Origin of the sequence: Rathayibacter sp. AY1F4 (assembly GCF_002931775.1) — a bacterium.
Classification (GTDB): Bacteria; Actinomycetota; Actinomycetes; order Actinomycetales; family Microbacteriaceae; genus Rathayibacter.
Map to the genome: position 1 here is coordinate 119,818 of NZ_PSVE01000003.1, position 16,764 is coordinate 136,581.

Sequence of the window (16,764 nt, forward strand, 5' to 3'; positions counted from 1 at the left end):
CCTGCTCGCCGGGCGGACCCGGACCGGCCTGCGCACCCGTCCCGGCCCCGGCCTCCGGCAGCGGCACCGGATGCGGACGTCCCCGCGGATCTCCGACTCGTCGCGAACGGCCGCTCCCCGCGTCGGCGGACGGCCGTCCTCGGCGAGTCGGCGGTCCGGGACCCGCCGGCGCTGACCGCAGGGAGGGGGCTGCTACTCCGCGCGCAGATCGGCGAGAAGCCGGAGTGCGTGCGCGACCTGCTCGGGGCCGCGGACCCGGTAGGAGGCCGCCGTGGTGCCCTCGCCGCTCTTGATGCCGACGTCGCCGGAGCCGAGGACCGCGAAGGCGTCCTCGTCCGTCACGTCGTCGCCCGCGTAGAGCACGGCGGTCGCGCCGGTGTAGCGGCGGAGGTGCTGCACGGCCTCGCCCTTGGTGGTCGAGCGGACCGAGAACTCCAGGACGTTCTTCCCCTCGCGGACGGTGACCCCCTGCACCTCGGCGCGCGCCTCGGAGAGGGCGACGACGTGGGCGACGCGGCTGTGGCGCTCGGTCGCGAGGCGGGTGTGCAGGGCGAAGCCGGCGGGCTTGTCCTCGATCCAGACGTTGTCGATCCCGCGGGCGATGCCCTTCAGGACGTCCTCGAGCACTCCCACCTTCTCGAGCTCGTCGTCGTCGAGCCGGACCGCGTCCTCCTCGGGGTCGAGGCGGATCTCGATGCCGTGGGAGCCGACCAGCAGCGCCTCGTCCGGCAGCTGCGAGACCTCCTCCAGGCTCCCGAGCGCCCGGCCGGAGACCAGCGCGACCCGGGTGCCGGGAAGGGCGAGGAGCCGCAGCACGGCCTCGCGCGCCTCGGGGAGCGCTCGCGCGCGGGCGGGGTCGTCGACCTCGGGCGCGAGAGTGCCGTCGAAGTCGAGGGCCACCAGGAGCCGATCGGCCGCGGCGAGCTCCCGCAGCGCCGCCGCGAGCCGCTCGGGCACTCCCTCGCTCATCGCGCGCCGCCGTCGAGCTCGCGGTCGTCGGCGGCCTCCCGCTCGAGCTCGGCCGCCTGTCCGTGCGCCGAGTCGTCGCGGTGCTCGGCCTCCTGGCCGTGCGGCGCCTCCTGCCCGCGGGCGGCGGGCCGCACGTCGAGCTGCTGGCCGGCCGCGTGCTCCGCGAGAGCGGAGAGGAACGACTCGGACCAGCGCGCCACGTCGTTCTCGAGCACGCGGCGACGGAGCGCGCGCATGCGCCGGGTGCGCTCGACGCGCGGCATCCGCGCCGACGCCTCCATCGCGTCCTTCAGCCCCGAGATGTCGTGCGGGTTCACCTGCACGGCCTGCTTGAGCTCGTCGGCCGCTCCGGCGAACTCGCTCAGCACGAGCACGCCGTCGTTGTCGAAGCGGGAGGCGACGTACTCCTTCGCGACGAGGTTCATCCCGTCGCGCAGCGCCGTGACGAGCATGACGTCGGCGGCGAGGTAGAGCGCCACCATCTCCTCGCGCGGGTAGCCGTGGTGGAGGTAGCTGATCGCCGGGTGCCCGAGCGTGCTGTAGTCGCCGTTGATCCGGCCGACCTGCAGCTCGATGTCGTCGCGCAGCTGCCGGTAGGTGTCCACGCGCTCGCGGCTCGGGCTCGCGACCTGGACCAGCACCGCGTCCTCGGAGGTGAGGCGGCCGTCCGCCAGGAGCTCGCCGAAGGCCTTCAGGCGGTGGCCGATCCCCTTGGTGTAGTCGAGCCGGTCGACGCCGAGCATGATCGTCGCGGGGTTGCCCAGCTCGGCGCGGATCTCGGCGGCGCGGGCCTGGATCTCGGGGGTGCGCGCCATCGCCTCGAACGACGCGGAGTCGATCGAGATCGGGAAGTGCCGGGCGACGACCGGGCGCACGCTCGCCCCGCGCCGCGAGCGGTTGACGCGGCGGGTGCCGCCGACGGCCTCCTCTTCGACCGGGACCTCGACGACCGTGCTGCGGGTGTCGTAGCCCAGCAGGCGCCGGACCGCGCGGAGGAAGCTGCCCGCGTCGCCCTGGCGCTGGAAGCCGATCACGTCGGCGCCGAGCAGGCCCTCGACGATCTGCCGGCGCCACGGGAGCTGCGCGAAGATCCCGTAGGGCGGGAACGGGATGTGGTTGAAGAAGCCGATCGTGACGTCGGGCCGGAGCTCCCGCAGCATCTTGGGCACGAGCTGGAGCTGGTAGTCCTGGACCCAGACCACGCCGTCCTCCTCCGTCACGGCCGCGGCCGCCTCGGCGAAGCGCTGGTTGACCCGCACGTAGGCGTCCCACCAGTCGCGGTGGTAGGTCGGGGGCGCGATCACGTCGTGGTACAGCGGCCAGAGCGTGTCGTTCGAGAAGCCCTCGTAGTAGTCCTCGAGCTCCTGCGCGCTGAGGGCGACGGGGACGATCTGCACGCCGTTGTCGACGAACGGCGCGACCTCCTCGTCGGCCACGCCGGGCCAGCCGACCCAGGCGCCCTCGTTCGCGCGCATCACGGGCTCGAGCGCGGTGACCAGCCCGCCGGGCGAGGTCTTCCAGGAGGCGGTGCCGTCCTCGGCCACGACGCGGTCCACGGGGAGGCGGTTCGAGACGACCACGAACGCGTTGCGCTCGGTCCCTCCCGAGGTCCCGGCGTCGGTCCTGTCAGCGGCGGAGGAGTCGGAGGCGGAGTGCGGAGGAATGGTGGTCCCTTTTCGTCGGTCGAGCCGTCGTCGTGCCCGTCGAGGCTATCAGCCGGCCCCGCTCGGGGGACGGGGGGTCAGCCCTGCACGAGGGCGAGGGCGAGCGTCGCTCCGCCCACCGTCGGGACGACCGCGACGAGTCCGAGGAGCGCGTACTGGCGCCACGAGACGTGCACGCCCAGCGCGGTCAGCCTCTGGTGCCAGAGCAGGGTGGCGAGCGAGGCCCACGGGGTGATCAGCGGTCCGGCGTTCACGCCGATCAGCAGGGCGACCAGGCGGAGCGGATCCGCCGCGACGGGCTCGAGGGCGAGGTAGGCGGGCAGGTTGTCGACCAGGTTGGAGGCGACCGCGCCGGAGCCGGCGAGGCGCAGCAGGTCGAGCGTCCCGCTCCCCTCCCCCGCGACCACGGCGAGCGCCGCGCCCAGCCCGAGCTGGTGCGCCGCCTCCATCGCCACGAAGAGGCCCGCCGCGAAGACGACGAGCTGCCACGGCAGGAGGGCGGGCGTGAGGGCCGCGGGACGGCGCACCGCGAAGAGGACGATCAGCGCGACCGCGGCGACCGTCGCCGGGATCCACACCTCGAGGCCCGAGACGAGCGCCGGCAGGAGCAGCGCCACGACGATCCCCGCGCCGACCAGCAGCACCCGGTCCTCCACCGGCGTCCGCTCCCCCGGGGTGTAGCGCCCGGCCAGCTCGCGCCGGTAGCGGATCGCGAGGATCAGCACGGGCACGACGGCCGCGACGAGCGCGGGCACCGCGGTCAGCGCGGCGAAGGCGAACGGGCCCTCGACCCCCAGGCGCCGCTGCGCCAGCAGGTTGGTGAGGTTCGAGACGGGGAGGAGGAGGGAGGCGCAGTTCGCCAGCCAGACCGTGGCCATCGCGAACGGCAGGGGTGGGACGCGCACGTGCGCCGCGAGCAGGACCACGACCGGGGTCAGGAGCACGGCGGTCGTGTCGAGCGAGAGGAACACCGTGCTGACGACGGCCATCGCCACCACCAGCAGCCAGAGCACCGCGGTCCGCCCGCGGCCCCACTCGGCGGAGCGCTCGGCGACCACCGTGAAGACGCCGGCCTCGGAGGCCAGCTCGGCGACCACGGTCACCGCGACCACGAAGCCGAGGATCGGCGCCGTCCGCTCGACCAGCTCGCCCAGCGCGTCCATCGGGAGGACCCCCGTGACGACGGCCACCGCCCCGACGACGAGCAGCACCGCCCCGATCACAGCCGTGCGCATGTCGTTCCCGTTCTCCTCGGCGTGCCCCGGCTCGAGGATTCGGGTCCCGGCGGCGGTCCACCGTAGCGGGACAACCCCTCGGTGCTGTCAAGCGTTCCTCTGAGAGCTTTCGCACCCGCTAGCGTCGGGGTGAACACGGGAGGCACACGCATGCGCAAGTTCATCCTCAACTCCAGCGTCATCAGCGCGATCGTCGGCGGCTGGTCGATCCTGCAGACCACGCGCAAGGGCCCGCGCGACTGGCGCCTGGCCCTCCAGTGGGTCAGCTGGGCCATCTCGGTCACCGTCGCCCTGGGCTCCGTGTCCTACGACTCGAAGGAGATCGTCAAGGAGGAGCACGGCAAGAAGCGCGACCGCTAGGCCCTCCTGACGCGCCGCCTCCCCGCGGGGCGGCGTGTCAGCCGGTCTCCCGACCCGATGGCGGCGACACTGTTCCCAGTCGCTGCCGGCACGGGAAACGGGGTTCGTCATGAGGTTTCGTCTGAGGCGTCGCAAGGCGGCCCCCGAGGTCGTCGAGGCGGCCCCCGTCCTCACGCATGACGAGCTCTTCGCCGTCGTCCACGAGCGGCTCGCGGCCTTCGTCGGATCCGAGGGCGCCTGGGTCGTCACGCGCCGCAGCCACGACGACCGCGACCCGATCTTCCACGGGATGCTCGCGCGCTCCCTCGCCCACGAGCTCTCCGCCGCCATCCAGGAGGAGCAGCTCCGCGCCGGCGCCGAGCGGACGTCGTCCCCGGTCACCGAGGCGATCCCCGTGATGCGCGCCTCCACTCCCCCGGTGGAGCCGGCCGCCCTCACCTGGGAGCCGAAGCCGATCGCCGTCTGGGCGGAGCCGGCCCCCGCCGACGTCGCCGTCGACACCCCCGTCGCGAACCGCTCCTGACCCGAGCGGTCGGCCGGCGGGCTCGCCCTCCGGCCGACCCGACGAGCGACGTCGCGCTTCCCGCTGATCGAGGAGGCGGCGCAGCCGCCGTCCCGAGATCCCCCGCGGCCGCCCCTCCCCCGGCCGCCCGTCAGAGCGTCGGCCAGCTCCCGGGTCCCTCGCTGCCCGCCGGGTACTCGTCGAGCGGCACCCGGTCCGCGTGCCACGCGTCGATCGCGGGCTGCACGATGCGCCAGCACTCCTCGGCGGCGTCCCCGCGGACCGAGAGCGACGGGTCGTCGTCGAGGATCCCCGAGATGACCTCGCCGTACGCCAGCAGCTCGCCCGCGCCGAAAGTCGCCTCCAGCGAGGCGCGCTCGAGCGTGTACGGGTCGCCGGGGCCGTTGATGTTCAGCTCGAGCGACATCTGGTCGGGCGCGAGGAACAGCCGCAGCACGGACGGCGCCTCGGTGCCCACGAAGCCGCGGGGCAGGTGCGGCACCGGCTTGAAGCGGATGACCACTTCGCGTCGCCGCTCCCCGAGCGCCTTGCCGGAGCGGAGGGTGAACGGCACGCCGGCCCAGCGCCAGGTGTCGATCTCGACGACCAGCTCGGCCAGCGTCTCGGTCCTGCGAGCGGGGTCCACGCCCTTCTCGTCCGCGTAGGCGGGCAGCTCGCGTCCGTCGATCGTCCCCGCTGTGTAGCGGGCGCGGCGCGAGCTCGCGGCGGGGTCGTCGCCGTGCAGGCGGGTGGCGCGCAGGACGATCGACTTCGCGTCCCGGAGGTCGGCCGCGTCGAGCGAGGACGGCGGCTCCATCGCGATCACCGCGAGGACCTGCAGCAGGTGGCTCTGGATCATGTCGGTCAGCGCGCCCGCGCCGTCGTAGTAGCTCGCCCGCCCCTCGAGGGCCAGCTGCTCGTCGTAGACGATCTCGACGCTCTCGATGTGCTCGGCCGACCACAGCGGCTCGAGGATCCGGTTCGCGAAGCGCAGGCCGAGCACGTTCATCACGGTCGCGCGGCCGAGGAAGTGGTCGACGCGGTGGATGCGGTCCTCGGGGACCAGCGCGGCGAGGCGCTGGTTGAGGGCGTGCGCGCTCGCCTCGTCGGTCCCGAACGGCTTCTCCAACGCCAGCACAGTGCCCTCCGGCAGGTCATGGGCGGCGAGCGCCTCGCAGGCCTTCGCCGCGATCGCCGGCGGGAGGGCGAAGTAGACCGCCACCGGACCGTCGCAGCTCGCGAGCAGGGCGGCGAGCGCCTCCGGATCGGTGACGTCGACCTGCTGGTAGCGCGTGCCGGAGGTGAGCGCGTCCACGCCCTCGCCCTGCGCCTCGACGGTGGCGAAGGAGGCGGTCAGCACCTCGTGCCAGTGCTCCTGGGTCCAGTCCTCGCGTCCCGCGCCGACGAGGTGGACCCGCCGGTCGGTCTCGCGGGTCAGCAGCTGGCCGACGGCGGGGAGGAGGAGCCGCGAGGACAGGTCCCCCGTCGCTCCGAGGATGAGCAGGGTCGAGACGGTCTGTGCCATGCGGCTCACCCTACGGCGGCACTGAAGAGCCCCGCTCCGCCTTGACTGGGAGGCCACAGCCGCACCTGAGAGGATCGCCGCATGGTCTCCCCGATCGAGGACTACGCCGTCCTCTCCGACTGCCGCACGGCCGCTCTCGTCTCCCGCGACGGGGGGATCGACTGGCTGTGCCTGCCGCGCTTCGACTCCGCCTCCGTCTTCGGCGCCCTCCTCGGCGGCGACGACCAGGGGCGCTGGTCGCTCCGGCCGGTGGACGGGGAGGCGACGAGCGAGCGCCACTACCTCGGCGACACGCTCGCGCTGGTCACCCGGTGGACGACGCCCACCGGCGTCGTCGAGGTGGTCGACGTGATGCCGCTGCGCGACGAGCGCGCCGAGCTGGTGCGCCGGGTGCGCGGAGTGTCGGGGACCGTCCGGATGCGGCAGGAGCTGCGCATCCGCTTCGACTACGCCCGCACCATGCCGTGGGTGCGGCAGGAGGGGACGGACGAGGATCCGCTGCTCGTCGCCGTCGCCGGGCCCGACGCGGTCGTGGTGCGCGGAGTGCGGTTGAAGGCCGTCGACCACGCCCACGCGGCGGAGTTCGACGTCGACACGGACGCGGTCGTCGACCTCTCGATGGCGTGGTTCCCCTCGCACCAGCGGGCGCCGAAGCGCCTCGACGTCGACCGCGCGCTGGAGCGCACGCTCTCCTGGTGGTCCGAGTGGGCGTCGGCGATCGACTACGACGGGCCGCACCGCGACGCCGTCGTCCGCTCGCTGCTCACCCTCCGCGCCCTGACCGACGACGAGACCGGCGGCATCGTCGCGGCGGCGACCACCTCGCTCCCGGAGCAGTTCGGCGGCGCCCGCAACTGGGACTACCGCTACGTCTGGCTCCGCGACGCCTCGCTCACCCTGCAGGCCCTGCTCGCGCACGGGTTCGAGCAGGAGGCGCAGAAGTGGCGGGCCTGGCTGCTCCGCGCGGTCGCGGGCGCGCCGGAGGACGTGCAGATCATGTACGGCCTCGCCGGCGAGCGCGACCTGCCCGAGCGGGAGATGCCGAGCCTGCCCGGCTACGACGGCGCCTCCCCCGTGCGGATCGGGAACGCCGCCGTCGACCAGTACCAGGCGGACGTGATCGGCGAGGTGATGGTCGCTCTGCACGAGGCCCGCGTGGCCGGAGTGGACGAGACGGAGTTCTCCTGGCCGCTCCAGCGCGCGCTCCTGGGCTTCGTCGAGACCAACTGGCAGCGGCCGGACAACGGCATCTGGGAGATCCGGGGCGAGCCGCGGCACTTCACGCACTCGCGGGTCATGATCTGGGCCGCGCTCGATCGGGGCGTCCGCGCCGTGCGCGAGAACGGCCTGCCCGGTCCGGTCGAGACCTGGGAGCGCCTCCGCGACGAGGTGCGCGCCGAGATCGAGGCCCAGGGCTTCGACGCCGAGCGCGGCCACTTCGTGCAGTCCTACGGCTCGCCCGAGGTCGACGCGTCGCTCCTCGTGCTGCCGATGGTCGGGTTCGTCCCCGCCGACGACCCGCGGATGCTGGGCACCGTCGCCGAGCTGGAGCGCGTGCTCCTGCAGGACGGCCTGCTGCACCGCTACCGGACCGAGTCCTCGGTCGACGGCCTCGCGGGCGGCGAGCACCCGTTCCTCGCCTGCTCCTTCTGGCTCGTCCGGCAGTACGCCGACTCCGGCCGGATCGACGACGCGCGGACCCTGATGGACCGGCTCGTCGGGCTCTGCAACGACGTGGGCCTCCTCTCGGAGGAGTACGACGTCGAGGGCCGCCGGCACGCGGGGAACACTCCCCAGGCCCTCTCCCACCTCGCCCTGGTGCAGGCGGCCGACGCGATCGCGGCAGCCCGATGAGGCGCCGCCGCGTCGTTCTCGCGAGCGTCGGTGGAGTCCTCGGAGTCGCGGTCCTCGGCTTCCTCACCTGGAGCTCGATCGTCAGCGGCCCCGACGAGGACGCCCTCGCCCGTGTGCGCGCCGATCCGGCGATCGCGGTCGAGCGCACGGACGACGCGCTCGTGATGACGCCGACCTCGACCGGTGAGCTGGCCGGCACGGGCCTGGTCTTCATCCCCGGAGCGAAGGTCGACGCCTCCTCCTACGAGGCGACCCTGGCTCCGCTGGTCGACGCCGGGGCGACCGTCGTGATCACGCGGCCGATCCTGCACCTGGCCTTCTTCGACCTCCGCTCCCTCGAGACCTTCACCAGCCAGGCCGAGGGCGTCGACCGCTGGCTCGTCGGCGGCCACTCCCTCGGCGGCGTGAAGGCCTGCCAGTGGGCCGAGGACCCGGCGGTGGCGGGCCTGGTGCTGCTCGGCAGCTACTGCGCGAACGACCTCTCGGGCTCCGAGCTCCCCGTCCTCAGCGTCAGCGGATCGGAGGACGGGCTCAGCACGCCGCAGAAGGTCGCCGACGCGAGCGTCCGGCTGCCCTCCTCCGCCGACCTCGTCGAGATCGACGGCGCCAACCACGCCGACTTCGGCTGGTACGGGCCGCAGGCGGGCGACGGCGAGGCGACCATCAGCCACGAGGAGGCGGACGCCCGCATCGCCGAGGCCCTCCTGGGCTTCAGCCGCGAGGTCGGCTGAGTCGCCCGCTCCCGCTTGACCTCGAGCGCACTCGAAGTCGTAGGTTGACGCCATGTCCACCGCCACCGCCGCCCCGGCCGAGCCGGAGGTGCTGTCGATCTCGCAGGTCGCCGCCGTCACCGGTCTCACCGTGCACACCCTGCGCTACTACGAGCGCGCCGGGCTCATGCTCGACCCGGTCGAGCGCGCCTCGTCGCAGCACCGCCGCTACCGGCCGGCCGACGTCGGCTGGGTCGACTTCCTCACCAAGCTCCGCGCGACCGGGATGCCGATCGCGCGGATCCGCGAGTACGCCCGGCTCCTCCGGATCGGGCCCGCCACGGAGCCGGAGCGCCTCGCGCTGCTCCGGACGCACCGCGAGGAGGTCGAGGCGCAGCTCGCCCGGACACACGCCAGCCTCGCCGCGATCGACATCAAGATCGCGGCGTACCAGGAGAGGACCACCCACTGATGAAGACGATCACCCTCGGATCCGACGTCGCCGCCCTCGAGGTCTCGCGCCTCGGTCTCGGCGCGATGGGCATGTCGGCGTTCTACACCGGCGCCGGCACCGACGACGCGGAGTCGATCCGCACCGTGCACCGCGCCCTCGATCTCGGCGTCACGTTCCTCGACACCGCCGAGATCTACGGCCCGTACACCAACGAGGAGCTGCTCGGCCGCGCGCTGGCCGGCCGCCGCGACGAGGTCGTGCTGGCGAGCAAGTTCGGCATGATCCGCCACCGCGGCGACGGGGGCCGCGGACTCGACGGCTCCCCGGAGAACCTGCGGCTCGCCGTCGAGGGCTCGCTCGCGCGCCTGGGCACCGACCGCATCGACCTCTACTACCAGCACCGCATGGACCCGGGCGTCCCGGTCGAGGAGACCGCGGGGGCCTTCGCGGAGCTGATCCAGGAGGGCAAGCTCCGCGGCTACGGCCTCTCGGAGGCGGCGCCCGCGACGATCCGGCGCGCTCACGCCGTGCACCCGGTCACCGCCGTGCAGTCCGAGTACTCGCTGTGGACCCGCGACCCCGAGGCGGAGGTGCTGCCGGTCCTCCGCGAGCTCGGCATCGGCTTCGTCCCGTACTCGCCGCTGGGCCGCGGCTTCCTCACGGGCAGCATCCGCTCGGTCGCCGAGCTGGGCAGCGACGACTTCCGCCGCGACAACCCCCGCTTCGCCGACGGAGCGCTGGAGGCGAACCTCCGCATCGTGGAGGCCGTCGACCGTGTGGCGGCAGAGGCGGACGCGACCGCCGCGCAGGTGGCGCTCGCCTGGCTGCTCGCCCAGGGCGAGGACATCGCTCCGATCCCGGGCACCAAGCGCGTCTCGCGCATCGAGGAGAACGCGGCCGCGGACGCCCTCGTGCTGACCGCGGAGCAGCTCGACGTCCTCGGCGCGCTCGAGGCCCCCGTCGGCGACCGCTACGCCGACATGAGCTCTGTGAACCGCTGACCGCCCTGCGGGACGCCGCTCGCCGCGCGCACCCCGGGTGCGGCCGTGGGAGCGGCGTCCTCGCAGGAGTCAGTCCCTCGGCGGCAGCTCCCGCTTCGGGGTGTCCCGCAGGTCGATGAGACCCGTGAACATCGCCCCCCGCTCGTTCGAGCGCTCGTCGCCCGAGAACAGGTTGTCCGGGGCGGAGGACCCGTGCCGGCGCGGGGTCACGGCGGGAGCGGGCTCCCGCTCCATCTCGACGCGCTGACGCGGGAGGGCGACGGGGTCGTTCTCGTGCAGCCACGAGACGAGCCGCTCGCGCACGTAGCAGCGCAGGTCGAAGAGCGTCGGCGCGTCCTTCGCGGTGACGAGCACCCGGATCCGGACGAAGCCGCCCGTCGCGTCGGTCACCTGCAGGACGCTGGTGCGCCGGTCCCAGAGGTCGGTCTCCTCGAGCATGCGGTGCAGCTCGTCGCGCATCTGCTCGGGGCTCACCCGCCAGTCCAGGTCGAGCTCGACGGCGCCGAGCAGCTCGGACCCGGTGCGGGTCCAGTTCTGGAACGGCTGGGTCGTGAAGTAGTTCGTGGGCAGCACCAGGCGGCGGTCGTCCCAGAGGTGGACGACGACGTAGGTCAGCGTGATCTCCTCGATCCGCCCCCACTCGGTCTCGACGATCACCACGTCGTCCAGGCGGATGGCGTCGCTGAAGGCGAGCTGCATCCCGGCGAAGATGTTCGTGAGGCTCGACTGCGCGGCCAGGCCCGCCACGATCGAGAGCACGCCGGCCGAGGCCAGGAGGCTCGCACCGGCCGTGCGGGCCTCGGGGAAGGTCAGCAGCGAGGCGCCGATCGCGATGACCACGACGGCCGCCACGGCGACCCTCCGGATGATCGTCATCTGCGTGCGGAGGCGGCGTGCCCGGCGGTTGTCGGCCGTGTCGGTCCGGTAGCGCTCGGCGCCCAGATCCTCGAGGAACACGAACAGGGAGCCGATCACCCACGCCGCCGTGCCGATCGTGGCGATCTGGAACACCCGCTGCACGAGACCCGGCCAGGGGTCGCCCGACACGGTGGCGGCGAGCGCGGCCCAGACCGCGATGGTCATCAGCAGCACGCGGAACGGGATGCGCAGACGCCGGATCAGCAGGCGCGCCCAGGTCTTGCGCTTGCCGACCGAGCGCAGCACGAGGGCGACGACGGCGGTCGCGACCACGGCGATCACGACCGCGATCACCACGGCGAGCGCGATCGAGCCGATCACGGGGAGGACGTCTTCGGGCACATCGGTCCTTTCTGGAGGGAAACGGAAGCGAACGGAGATCCTGCCACGCGAACGGGGGTCGGTCCGCATTCTGCGCCGGACACCGTGCGGATGCTCAGGCGCCTGTTAGCGTCGGCGGACGGAGACGTCGACCTCGCCTGGAGCACCGTCGCCCGGACCTTCACGCGGACGGGCATCACCCTGAGCCTGACCGCCGCCGCCGCCGATCAGGCCCGGGCCTCCGACGCGCTCGACATCGGGATCGGCTCCACGAGCGTCGGCTTCCGCGGAGTCCTGCCGCTGCTCGACCCGTCGACCGCCGCACCCTCCAGCGAGTGAGCACGGGCCGGCGCTCCCCCCGCGGGCGCTCCGAGGAGGTCGGGAACGGACACGGACCGGGAACGACGAAGCCCCGCACCTCACGAGGAGGTGCGGGGCTGGTGGTGCACCCCCTCGGACTTGAACCGAGAACCCACTGATTAAGAGTCAGTTGCTCTGCCGATTGAGCTAGAGGTGCGTTTCGGCCGACTGATCGTGCGTACCGAACCGAGGGTTCACATTACCAGCGTCTCCCCCCGTCTCGTCAAATCGAGTGCGATGGACCGCCCGCGGCAGCGATCGGAGGCTCCGCGGGACCCACCGGTATCGTGGTCGCGTGACCTCGCAGAGCAGTGACCAGAGCTTCGACGACGACCTCCGACTCGCCCTCCGCCTGGCGAACGCGGCCGATGCGATCTCGCGGGAGCGGTTCGGCGCGCTCGACCTCGTCGTGGACACGAAGCTCGACCGCACCCCGGTCACCGACGCCGACCGCGCCGTCGAGGAGGCGATCCGCGCGCTGCTCGCCGCCGAGCGTCCGGACGACGCGATCCTCGGCGAGGAGTTCGGCACCTCGGGCGAGGCCTCGCGGCAGTGGATCCTCGACCCGATCGACGGCACTGCCCACTTCCTCCGCGGCGTCCCGATCTGGGCGACCCTGATCGCGCTCGCGGTCGACGGCGTCCCCGTCGTCGGAGTCGTCTCCGCTCCCGCTCTCGGCACGCGCTGGTGGGCGGCCGAGGGCTCCGGCGCCTGGGCCGTCGAGCTGGAGGCCGGGGCCGAGCCGCGACCACTGCGCGTCTCGGGGATCGACACGCTCGCCTCGGCGACCTTCAGCTACAACAGCATCCAGCAGTGGGAGGGCGCGGGCCGTCTCCCGCAGCTGCTCGAGCTCGCCGGCGCCGTCTGGCGCGACCGGGCGTACGGGGACGCGTGGCCCTACATGCTCGTCGCCGAGGGCCTCCTCGACGGTGCGGGCGAGTTCGACGTGAAGCCCTACGACCTGGCGGCCCTGGTGCCGATCGTGCAGGAGGCGGGCGGCCGCTTCACCTCCGCCGACGGGGAGGACGGGCCGTGGCACGGCAGCGCCGTCGCCACCAACGGCCTGCTGCACGACGAGGTGCTCGCGATCGTGGCGCCGCGATGAGGAGCCGGACGGCCGCGCTCGCCTCGGCGGCGCTCCTCCTGCTCCTCTCGGGCTGCTCCTCCGTCGTCGGGCCGGACGGTCCGGAGGCCGTGCGTGACGAGGGCGGCACGGTGGCGACCGCCGGCGTCACCGACGTGTTCTCGCTGCGGCGCGGCGACTGCCTGGCCGACCCGGGCGACGACCGCATCGCCGACGTGGACGTCGTCCCGTGCGCGGAGGAGCACGCCCTGGAGGTCTTCCACACGTTCGCGCAGCCCGGAGACCGCTACACCAGCCGCAACACGCTGCTCGCCCAGGCCGAGGCGGGCTGCGAGCCGGAGTTCGGCGCCGTGATGGGGATCGCCTACGGCGACTCCGCCCTCGAGTACCGCTCGCTCGTCCCCTCCGAGGTCGGCTGGCGCCACGGAGACCGCACGATCGTCTGCGCGGTCCTCGATCCGGCCGACGACTCCACCACCGGCAGCCTCTTCGGCTCCGCTCGCTGACCACGGCTCCGATCGACCCCCGTCCGACTCATTGACACGCGCTCCGGCGGAGCGCAGGGTGAAGGGACGACCGGCAGGCGCGAGGGGGCGCGGAGACCGGCGGCTCAGGAGTCGACATGCAGGACCGGCACGACCAGGAACCCCCCGAGCGCTCGCGCACGGCCGAGCAGCACTGGGGACCGGCGGACAGCCTGTTCCCGAGGCTCCACCGGCAGAGCTCCCTGCTCGCCGCGGCGGAGGCGGTCGCGCAGGTCGACGGGCCCGGCCCGGGCGACGTCTGGTCGCGGCTCCTGCACGACTACGCCCACGCCTCCGACCGCGTCGTCTCGGTGGACGGCGACGCCGAGGCCGCCACGCTCGGCTGGCTGAAGCCGCGCGGGGTGATCTCGCTGCTGGTCACCGAGCGGTGCGACGACGACGACGCCGCCGAGCACCTGGTGGCCGCGCTCGCCGCGATGAACGCTGTGACCCTCTCCGTGCACGAGGCGCGAGCAGTTCGCCTCCGTCCTCTGCTGGAGGTGCTGCACCGGCTCCTGCCCGACGCGTTCGCCGAGCTGCCGGTGGACCGCAGCGCTCACTACCCGGCCGGCACCGCCGTCGCCGTGCTGGCGCCGGGCGTGCTCTACCGGGACTGGGCCCCGCCGCAGGCTCTCGCCGGCCCGGCGCACGACGACGACGACCGGCTGGCGATGCTCACCCTCTACGGGCGGATCAGACAACTCGACGTGCGCCCGTCGTGAGGGCGGCGGAGCGGAGCTCCCAGTGTGCGACGACGACCGTGGTGGAGATGGGGGGAATCGAACCCCCGTCCATCGCTGTGATTCTGCGCCTTCTACGGGTGTAGCCGATGAGAGCGTTCTGCTCGGCCCCGACCGTTACCATCGGCGCATCGGTCGACGGGCCCAGCCCGAGTGCAAGTCCCGCGTCGCCCTCAGGCGTAACGACGCAGCAAGTCCTCTAGATGACGCCAGGATCCGGGGCGAGGACGCACCCACGGGCTGACGGACTATCTACTCTGGCTTAGGCAGCGAGAGCGAAGTCGGTGCGCTTCTGTTCGGCACCTGTGTTTTCCAGGGATCGTTGACGAGATGACCCTGGATCCTCGACCCGCTTCTCGCAGTTTCGCAGGCAATGTCGAAACCGATCATCCCCGCGAGCACTCGACGGCCCGGAGGCCGCTGGAGTGGGTCGTTCGTCGCACACTGTGGAGTTACGGGTTCTAGTCTACCTCAGCTCCGCGGGCGGTCACCCGGCGGCGGCGCAGATCGAGCAGACCCAGCACGAGCGCGAGCGCGATCAGCCCGAGGGTGACGAAGTAGCCGTTGCGGAAGGCGTCGTGGTACCGGTCCAGCCCCTCCGCCATCCCCTGCTCGCTCGCCAGCGTCGCGAAGAAGACGGCGGAGGCGCAGGCGGTGCCGACCGCGGTGCCCACGCGCTGGCCGAGCTGGCCCACGGAGCCCGCCACGCCGCCCTGCGCCGGCGGGATCTCGGCGAGGGTGAGCGTCTGGTTCGGCGACACGACGAAGCCGCCGCCGGCCCCGGCGACGAGCATCGCGGCACCCATGCCGTAGGCCGCGGTCTCGGCCGGGAGGAGCTCGGCGGCGAGCAGCACGAGCGTGAAGCCGATGACCACGAGCACGATGCCGAGCACCACCAGTGCGCGGCCGTAGCGCTGCACGAGCTTGCCGCCGTACCAGGCGGTCACCGCCGAGGTCAGCGCGAACGGGATGCTCACCATGCCGGCGAACACCGGCTCGAGGCCGAGCCCCTGCTGGAGGAAGAGCGTCGTGAGGAGGAAGGTCGCCGGGATCGCGGCGAAGTAGGAGGTCGCGACCAGGATGCCGTTGCGGTAGGAGCTGGTCCGGAAGATGCGGAAGTCGATGACGGGCGTCCGCCCCGACGCGGCGTAGTGCGCCTCCCAGCGCACGAAGACGGCGGCGGCGGCCGCGGCCAGGACCAGCCAGAACCAGCGGTAGGGCGAGTCCGAGGAGGAGCCCGTGGTCAGCAGGAACGGCAGCATGAACGCGAAGATCGCGACCGCCAGCAGGAGCAGGCCGACCGGGTCGAGGGACCGGTCTCCCTCGGGCCGCGAGCGCTTCTTCGGGATGAGCTTCCAGGCGAAGACCAACGCGGCGACGCCCAGCGGGATGTTCATCCAGAACAGCAGGCGCCAGCCGTCCTGCTCGCCGCCGATCGCGATCAGGAGGCCGCCGAGGGTCGGGCCGAAGGCGGTCGACAGGCCGATGGTCGCGCCGAAGACCCCGAAGGCCCGGGCCCGCTCGGCGCCGGTGAACATCTGCTGCACCAGCCCGAGGACCTGGGGCATCTGGATGCCCGCGGCGACGCCCTGCAGGAAGCGCGCGACGACGAGCAGCTCGATCGACGGCGCGAGCGCGCAGAGCAGGCTCGTCACCGTGAACGCGGTCAGCCCGATCAGGAACAGCAGGCGGCGCGAGCGGATGTCGCCCAGCCGGCCGGCCGGCACGAGCGCCAGTCCGAAGGCGAGCGCGTAGCCCGCGACGATCAACTGCAGCTGGCTCGCATCCGCTCCGAGCGAGCGCTCGATCGACGGCAGGCCGACGTTGACCTTCGAGAGGTCGAGGATCGTGATGGCCGCGACTCCGACGCTCACCGCGAAAGCGCGCCACCGCGTCTTCTCGTCGGCGGCGCTCAGGGCGGCGGGGGCGCTGTTCTCGGGGGAGGTCACGCGCCCCAGTCTCCCAAAGCGCGGGGCGTGAAGAAGAGGCTTGCGCGGCACCCGTCGGACAGTGCCCGCCGGAGCCTACTCGCCGAGGCGGCGGCGGGTCGACATCGCACGGTCCGCCTCGCGGCGGTCCTGGCGCTCTCGGAGGACCTGGCGCTTGTCGTAGTCCTTCTTGCCCTTGGCCACGGCCAGCTCGACCTTGGCCTTGCCGTCGCTGAAGTACAGCGAGAGCGGGATCAGCGTGTACCCGCCCTCCTTCACCTTGTTGTGGATCTTGAGGATCTGCGCCTTGTGCAGCAGCAGCTTGCGCTTGCGGCGCGGCGGGTGGTTCGTCCAGGTGCCCTGCGCCCACTCGTTGATGTGGACGGCGTCGAGCCACGCCTCTCCCCCGTCGACGAAGGCGTAGCCGTCGACCAGCGAGGCGCGGCCGGCCCGGAGGGACTTCACCTCGGTGCCGGTGAGCACGAGGCCCGCCTCGTAGGTGTCCTCGATGAGGTAGTCGTGGCGCGCCTTGCGGTTGGTCGCGACGACCTTCTGTCCCTGTTCTCTGGGCACGGCTGCTCCTCGGGTCGCGAGCGGATGAAGGGGGCGGGCATC

At 73.0% G+C, this 16,764-nt stretch carries 17 protein-coding genes, 1 tRNA gene and 1 other RNA gene; 10 read left to right on the forward strand and 9 right to left on the reverse strand.

Annotation, left to right across the window (positions count from 1 at the left end; translation table 11 throughout):
* Positions 1-192: 192 nt before the first annotated feature.
* The 3 genes from otsB to C5C59_RS02505 all read right to left on the reverse strand — a co-directional run bounded on the left by otsB (position 193) and on the right by C5C59_RS02505 (position 3,868).
* Positions 193-969, reverse strand: coding sequence for a trehalose-phosphatase (gene otsB / locus C5C59_RS02495; protein WP_104226245.1), 777 nt, complete (start codon positions 967-969; stop codon positions 193-195).
* On the reverse strand, positions 966-2,549 hold the full coding sequence (locus tag C5C59_RS02500) for a trehalose-6-phosphate synthase (RefSeq protein ID WP_104226244.1): 1,584 nt from the start codon (positions 2,547-2,549) through the stop codon (positions 966-968). The genes otsB and C5C59_RS02500 overlap by 4 nt, the downstream gene beginning before the upstream one ends.
* Before the next feature lie 161 nt (positions 2,550-2,710).
* Complete coding sequence (locus tag C5C59_RS02505) at positions 2,711-3,868, reverse strand: SLC13 family permease (protein WP_104226243.1); 1,158 nt, start codon at positions 3,866-3,868, stop codon at positions 2,711-2,713.
* 150 nt (positions 3,869-4,018) lie between these two features.
* Here C5C59_RS02505 and C5C59_RS02510 point away from each other — a divergent pair, with 150 nt between their 5' ends.
* Positions 4,019-4,228 carry a hypothetical protein gene (locus C5C59_RS02510; RefSeq protein ID WP_104239477.1) on the forward strand — a complete coding sequence of 70 codons (210 nt, stop codon included), beginning with the start codon at positions 4,019-4,021 and terminating at the stop codon, positions 4,226-4,228.
* 109 nt (positions 4,229-4,337) lie between these two features.
* Complete coding sequence (locus tag C5C59_RS02515; RefSeq protein WP_104239479.1) at positions 4,338-4,751, forward strand: hypothetical protein; 414 nt, start codon at positions 4,338-4,340, stop codon at positions 4,749-4,751.
* Between the two features lie 130 nt (positions 4,752-4,881).
* Here the strand turns inward: C5C59_RS02515 and C5C59_RS02520 are convergent, their stop codons facing one another.
* Positions 4,882-6,255, reverse strand: coding sequence for a glucose-6-phosphate dehydrogenase (locus tag C5C59_RS02520; RefSeq protein WP_181133476.1), 1,374 nt, complete (start codon positions 6,253-6,255; stop codon positions 4,882-4,884).
* 81 nt (positions 6,256-6,336) lie between these two features.
* Between C5C59_RS02520 and C5C59_RS02525 the strand changes: the two genes are divergently transcribed.
* Genes C5C59_RS02525 through C5C59_RS02540 form a run of 4 tightly spaced genes read left to right on the forward strand, consistent with a single transcriptional unit; the run spans position 6,337 to position 10,274 of the window.
* Entirely contained in the window at positions 6,337-8,109 is a 1,773-nt protein-coding gene (locus C5C59_RS02525) for a glycoside hydrolase family 15 protein (protein ID WP_104251215.1), read from the forward strand.
* Positions 8,106-8,840, forward strand: coding sequence for an alpha/beta hydrolase (locus C5C59_RS02530; RefSeq protein ID WP_104238157.1), 735 nt, complete (start codon positions 8,106-8,108; stop codon positions 8,838-8,840). The genes C5C59_RS02525 and C5C59_RS02530 overlap by 4 nt, the downstream gene beginning before the upstream one ends.
* 52 nt (positions 8,841-8,892) lie before the next feature.
* Positions 8,893-9,291 (forward strand): MerR family transcriptional regulator, encoded by a 399-nt coding sequence (locus C5C59_RS02535; RefSeq protein ID WP_104223551.1) that lies wholly within the window; start codon positions 8,893-8,895, stop codon positions 9,289-9,291.
* Complete coding sequence (locus C5C59_RS02540; RefSeq protein WP_104238158.1) at positions 9,291-10,274, forward strand: aldo/keto reductase; 984 nt, start codon at positions 9,291-9,293, stop codon at positions 10,272-10,274. The genes C5C59_RS02535 and C5C59_RS02540 overlap by 1 nt, the downstream gene beginning before the upstream one ends.
* A 69-nt stretch (positions 10,275-10,343) precedes the next feature.
* Here C5C59_RS02540 and C5C59_RS02545 read toward each other — a convergent pair whose 3' ends face one another.
* On the reverse strand, positions 10,344-11,534 hold the full coding sequence (locus C5C59_RS02545; RefSeq protein WP_258062538.1) for a mechanosensitive ion channel family protein: 1,191 nt from the start codon (positions 11,532-11,534) through the stop codon (positions 10,344-10,346).
* Positions 11,535-11,624: 90 nt separating this feature from the next.
* Here C5C59_RS02545 and C5C59_RS02550 point away from each other — a divergent pair, with 90 nt between their 5' ends.
* Positions 11,625-11,852, forward strand: coding sequence for a hypothetical protein (locus tag C5C59_RS02550; protein ID WP_104238160.1), 228 nt, complete (start codon positions 11,625-11,627; stop codon positions 11,850-11,852).
* Positions 11,853-11,954: 102 nt separating this feature from the next.
* On the opposite strand, the gene C5C59_RS02555 is transcribed toward C5C59_RS02550, so the two are convergent.
* Positions 11,955-12,030 (reverse strand) — tRNA-Lys (locus C5C59_RS02555).
* Positions 12,031-12,168: 138 nt separating this feature from the next.
* Between C5C59_RS02555 and C5C59_RS02560 the strand changes: the two genes are divergently transcribed.
* The 3 genes from C5C59_RS02560 to C5C59_RS02570 all read left to right on the forward strand — a co-directional run bounded on the left by C5C59_RS02560 (position 12,169) and on the right by C5C59_RS02570 (position 14,203).
* Positions 12,169-12,978 carry an inositol monophosphatase family protein gene (locus C5C59_RS02560; protein ID WP_104238161.1) on the forward strand — a complete coding sequence of 270 codons (810 nt, stop codon included), beginning with the start codon at positions 12,169-12,171 and terminating at the stop codon, positions 12,976-12,978.
* Complete coding sequence (locus tag C5C59_RS02565; RefSeq protein ID WP_104238162.1) at positions 12,975-13,463, forward strand: septum formation family protein; 489 nt, start codon at positions 12,975-12,977, stop codon at positions 13,461-13,463. The genes C5C59_RS02560 and C5C59_RS02565 overlap by 4 nt, the downstream gene beginning before the upstream one ends.
* A 116-nt stretch (positions 13,464-13,579) precedes the next feature.
* Entirely contained in the window at positions 13,580-14,203 is a 624-nt protein-coding gene (locus tag C5C59_RS02570; RefSeq protein WP_104238163.1) for a hypothetical protein, read from the forward strand.
* Between the two features lie 39 nt (positions 14,204-14,242).
* On the opposite strand, the gene ssrA is transcribed toward C5C59_RS02570, so the two are convergent.
* The 3 genes from ssrA to smpB form a co-directional block, all read right to left on the reverse strand.
* Positions 14,243-14,615: a transfer-messenger RNA gene (gene ssrA / locus C5C59_RS02575) on the reverse strand.
* 67 nt (positions 14,616-14,682) lie between these two features.
* The gene (locus C5C59_RS02580; protein ID WP_104223557.1) at positions 14,683-16,170 is read right to left on the reverse strand and encodes an MFS transporter; all 1,488 of its coding nucleotides are present in this window, start codon (positions 16,168-16,170) and stop codon (positions 14,683-14,685) included.
* A 75-nt stretch (positions 16,171-16,245) separates the two neighbouring features.
* On the reverse strand, positions 16,246-16,722 hold the full coding sequence (gene smpB / locus C5C59_RS02585) for an SsrA-binding protein SmpB (protein ID WP_104223558.1): 477 nt from the start codon (positions 16,720-16,722) through the stop codon (positions 16,246-16,248).
* Between the last annotated feature and the right edge of the window lie 42 nt (positions 16,723-16,764).